The sequence below is a fragment of the Candidatus Methylomirabilota bacterium genome, from assembly GCA_036005065.1.
Classification (GTDB): Bacteria; Methylomirabilota; Methylomirabilia; order Rokubacteriales; family DASRDR01; genus DASYQW01.
Map to the genome: position 1 here is coordinate 1 of DASYQW010000040.1, position 2,238 is coordinate 2,238.

At 69.2% G+C, this 2,238-nt stretch carries 2 protein-coding genes; one reads left to right on the top strand and one right to left on the bottom strand.

What is annotated here, in order from left to right; genetic code table 11:
- The coding region (locus VGW35_02695; protein HEV8306551.1) for an SUMF1/EgtB/PvdO family nonheme iron enzyme at positions 1-416 on the bottom strand (416 nt) is incomplete at its 3' end.
- A gap of 48 nt (positions 417-464) precedes the next feature.
- Between VGW35_02695 and VGW35_02700 the strand changes: the two genes are divergently transcribed.
- The gene (locus VGW35_02700; GenBank protein HEV8306552.1) at positions 465-1,634 is read left to right on the top strand and encodes a pyridoxal phosphate-dependent aminotransferase; all 1,170 of its coding nucleotides are present in this window, start codon (positions 465-467) and stop codon (positions 1,632-1,634) included.
- The last annotated feature ends 604 nt before the right edge of the window (positions 1,635-2,238 follow it).

A 2,238-nucleotide genomic window follows, 5' to 3' on the forward strand; every position in this document is an offset into this window, starting at 1 on the left:
GCAGGAGTGTCGGTGACGAGAGGGGGTCGGTCGAAGGACGATACGGCCGGCCGCGCATCGCCCCAGGGAAACCGCGCGGCACACAGCCCGCCGCGGGCGGCCTTCTCCCATTCCGCTTCGGTGGGCAGCCGATGGCCGAGGCCCGTCTCCTGAGCCAGCCAGGTGCAATAGGCCACGGCTTCGGGCCAGTTCACGCCGACCACCGGCTGAGCCGGATGGCTGAAGCGCGGATCGCCCCACCAGGGAGGCGACGCGGTTCCGGTCGAGGCGAGGAACGAGGCGTAGTCCCGGTTGGTGACGGGCGCTCGGGCGATGCGGAAGCTCTCGATCCAGACGCGGTGGCGGGGACGCTCGCCCGGGTGCCCTTCCTCCCAGCCCATCCAGAACCAGCCCGGAGGAATCTCCACCAGGTCCATGTGCTCTAGTATAATCAAGGCCTTGTATCAACCCCATGGAGAGACGACATGAACGTCGCGGAACGGATGTCCCGGCTCGGCACCGAGTCGGCCTTCGAGGTGCTGGCCAGGGCGCGGGCGCTCGAGCGGCAGGGCAAGGAGATCGTCCATCTGGAGATCGGCGAGCCCGATTTCGACACCCCCGTCCACATCCGGGAGGCGGCCAAGCGGGCGCTCGATACCGGGGCGACTCACTACGGTCCCTCCGCCGGCCTTCCCGAGTTGCGCGAAGCCATCGCCAAGGATGTGGCCGCCACGCGCAACATCGCGGTGACCCCGGAGGAGGTCGTCGTCACGCCGGGCGCCAAGCCGATCATGTACTTCGTGATCACGGCGCTCGTGAACCCGGGCGACGAGGTGATCTACCCGAACCCCGGCTTTCCCATCTACGAGTCCGTCATCAACTTCGTGGGTGGCGTCCCCGTGCCCATCCCGCTGCGTGAGGAGAGCGGCTTCGGCTTCGACCTGGCCGTGCTCGAGCAGAAGGCATCGTCGCGGACCAAGCTGATCATCATCAACTCCCCCCAGAACCCGACGGGCGGCGTGCTCGAGCCCGACCAGCTCGGACGGGTGGCCGAGATCGCCAAGCGGTATCGCATCCCCGTGCTGGCGGACGAGATCTACAAGGCCTTCCTCTACGACGGCGAGTTCGCCTCCATCACGCGATTCGCGGGGATGAAGGACCTCGTCATCATCCTCGACGGCTTCTCCAAGTCCTACGCGATGACGGGCTGGCGACTGGGATACGGCGTGATGCCGATCCCGCTCGCCGAGCACGTCACGCGGCTGATGGTGAACTCGAACTCCTGCACCGCCTCGTTCACCCAGCTCGCCGGCATCGCCGCGCTGCAGGGCGACCAGACGCCGGTGGCGCAGATGGTCGCCGAGTTCAGGCGACGCCGCGATCTGGTCGTGGACGGGCTCAACCGGTTGCCCGGCGTCTCCTGCCGCAGTCCGCGGGGCGCGTTCTACGTCTTCCCGAACGTCACGGGGCTGCGACGCCCGTCCGCCGAGGTGGCCGAGGCGTTGCTCAACGAGGCGGGCGTCGCGGTGCTGGGCGGAACCGCCTTCGGCGAGTACGGCGAGGGCTATTTGCGGCTGTCCTACGCCAACTCCGAGGCGAACCTCAGAGCGGCCCTTCAACGGATGCGGCCGGTGTGCGAGCGACTCGCCGGATAGAGCCTGCCAGCGCCCGTGGCGCGCCGACCTCCCTCATCCTGCTCTCCCCGGACGGCGGGGAGAGTGAAGAAATGCGGCGCGCCTCTCCCGGCACGCTAGTGTCCTGACTCGCCGACAAAAGCCGGGCGAGGGCGGGGGCGCCCCCACCGGAACACGCTCCCTCGTCAGGCGATGCCCCCGACCATCACGGGCCACGAGATGAGGCTCTTCTGCTCCGGCAACCCGCAGAAGCCACGGTTCCGGCGGGAGCGCCCCCACCCCCGCCCGGCGGTGCCGTTCATCAACGAACTTCGGGCTCAGGACCCTAGGCGCCGGCCGGAGTAACGGGCGGCAGACGTCCGAGAGGGACGATGCGCAATTGGTGTTCCGCTCCGAGCGCCGGCTTCGCCGGCGCAACCTGTTTCGGGGGGAGGTTCGGAAGGGGGGCGCAGCCCCCCTCCGAGCTTCCTAGACGGGCGGGAAAACCCTGGCGACCAGTTGAGGGAACTCGGCCTCCAGCGCCGCCGCCACCTGCTCGGCGACCTCGTGCGCGCTGCCGGCGCGCTCGCGGTCGGGACTCTGTCCCCAGCCCTCGAGATAGGCATCCGTCTCCGACGCCCCGTCC